Consider the following 2,377-nt stretch of genomic DNA (forward strand, 5'->3'; position numbering starts at 1 on the left):
CCGCATGTCCGGTGGTGTGAGAGGACGGGGGCTAGCCGCCCCCTCCTACTCGATTCAGTGGTCTCCTTTCTTTGCTCGCTCCGGCCGCAGTTCATCCCCGGCGCATGAGGGCGACCCGGTAGGGGTGCAGCGTGGCCGACATCACACCGGCCTGCACGGCGGGGTCGCCCTCCATGATGGCCCGGGCATCCGCCTAAGGGGTTCTCCTCCTGGGTACGGCCGGCCAGGATGAGGTGGCCGTCCGCCAGCATGGCCTGCAGCCGCCTGAAGTGCCGCTCTACCGCGTCGGTCTCCTCAGGGGTCGGGTCGGTGACCATTTCCGGACGAACTGGCCTCAACAAGTATAGCCACTGCTTCATCTCAATACCTCCAAATCATCAGGTCGGAACAAGCGGCCAATGAGTCAAATACCGCACACCGCGGGGAAAGCCCTGCGGGCATGACGGCTCCCATGGTCCTGGCCGACTTGGCCTGCGGCCTGCCCCCAGCGGGCGCACCCAGGGTCGCACCACGCCGGAACCGCTCTACAGCCGGCTTCGGGCGCTCCCCCGGGTCTGTAAAGGCAGGCGAGACCATGCCGCCGGCGGAAGGCGTCGGTCCAGGCTGCTGCGGAGTGACAGACTGCTGTCACAGACCCGTGCGATCCTGTTACCGGACGGCGACCCGGAAAAGCGGTCGCCAAGAGGAGGATGCCAGATGAACGAGCAGTCGAGTGTTCACCCGCAGGCGCCAGGCTCCGTGCCAACCATGCACGGTCAGCCGGCCGAACCGCAGCAGCCCGTCGTGAGGTGGTACCACCGGAAGTGGTTCGTCGTGCTCATGCTTCTCTTCTGTTTCCCGGTGGGGCTGGTGCTCCTGTGGACTTCACCGGTGACCCGACTGAGCGGGCGCATTGTGTGGACCACTTTGATCGCGCTGACCCTGCTCATGCAGCTCGCCGGGGGCAGCGATGAGCAGCAGGGGTCGACCACGGAGACGCAGCCGCCGCGCGCCGCCGTCGCACCTACGGGCGACGCCCGACAGACGGCCGGCCAGCAGCCGGTCACGGCAACTGATCCCGCGGCGCCACCCGCCTCGCCCGCGCCCGCGGCAGCGGACGAGTTCAATCTGACGGTGACCGATGAGTCCACGGGGACCGTCTACAAGGGCAAGGTTGTATCGAATGTGGGTTTCGCGGTGCTGGACGTGGACACGGCGCAGTCGGTCGGTAGCGACTTCTTCGTGGAGGAGGCCGCCGGGGGAGCCAAGTTCGTCCTGGTGACCGTTTACGTGACGAATAAGCAGAAAGAGGCGTTTACCCTGGACACCTCGTTGTTCACGCTGGTGGTCGACGGGATGGAGTACGAGTACAGCGTTGAAGCCGCTAACGCAATGGCGTTCAGCGATCAGACGGAGAGCCTCTTCCTGAAGCAACTCAACCCGGGACTGAGCGTCGTGGCCACTATCCCGTTCGAGGTGCCGGAGTCGCTGAACCTGGACCGGGCGGAGCTCCAGTTCCGTGCCGGGCTCTTCGGCCGGACGGAGAGGGTACCGCTTTCGCCCGTCACGGAGTGAGCCGGGGGGCGGCTTGGTTCGCCGCAAACGGCCCGGCGAAGTTGCCTCGCCGGGCCGTTGTCCTTGCTCTGCAGGCCTCTCCAACGCCCGCCCATGTGGGGGGAGGGCCGGGGAGGGGTACTTCCAGAACGGCTGCGACGCGCGGTTGCCCGCGGTGAGGTTGTTTACGACTCACCCTCGAAGATGGTGTCCAGCCGGTCAAAATAGAGTTCCAAGGGCCTGCGCTCCACGCCGAACCCCGTTCGGATCATGATGTCGACGATCATTTTGCCGTTGATCAGCACGATGGGAACGGCGCCGCGCTTGATCGAGGCTTCCATCGCGCCCTCGGTGAAGTCGGAGGTCGTAAAGAAGATGCCCTGCTCGCAGTCGCCGGAGATGGCGCCGCGGAACTTGTCGATTTCGGGCCGTCCGATGTTGCCCTCCCAGCGCTTGCACTGGAACGCTGCACGCATGGTGGCAAGGCCGACGCGCAGGCGACCATAGCCGTCAATCCCGCCGTCACCACTCTTGGACGTGACCTTCACGTCCAGAAACCCATACGCACGCAGCAGTTTCTGTGCGAACACCTCAAACTGGTTGGGGTCGAGTTCGCACAGTCGCTCGAGCAGCTGGCGGCGGAAGTCCCGTTCGTACGCCTCATACAGGTCAACCAGCGTGGGTGTCGTGGAAACTGCGTGCACAACTTCCGGCTCCGGTCCGGCCGAAACCTGGCCGGCCTCGCTCTTTGCAATCCGTTCCCGGCCGGCGTCTGTGATCCGCCAGATTCCCCTTGCCGGGCTGTCCATCTGTGAGCTTGACCCGTTTTGGTGGACACCCCAAC

General features: G+C 65.2%; 2 protein-coding genes. One reads left to right on the forward strand and one right to left on the reverse strand.

The window, feature by feature from the left end:
- Positions 1-696: 696 nt before the first annotated feature.
- The gene (locus AB2385_RS16900) at positions 697-1,554 is read left to right on the forward strand and encodes a DUF4352 domain-containing protein (protein WP_367656178.1); all 858 of its coding nucleotides are present in this window, start codon (positions 697-699) and stop codon (positions 1,552-1,554) included.
- Between the two features lie 164 nt (positions 1,555-1,718).
- Here the strand turns inward: AB2385_RS16900 and AB2385_RS16905 are convergent.
- Positions 1,719-2,377: restriction endonuclease (locus AB2385_RS16905; protein ID WP_367656179.1), on the reverse strand; the 659-nt coding region annotated here is incomplete at its 5' end.

The organism is Symbiobacterium sp. (assembly GCF_040797425.1).
GTDB lineage: Bacteria > Bacillota > Sulfobacillia > Symbiobacteriales > Symbiobacteriaceae > Symbiobacterium.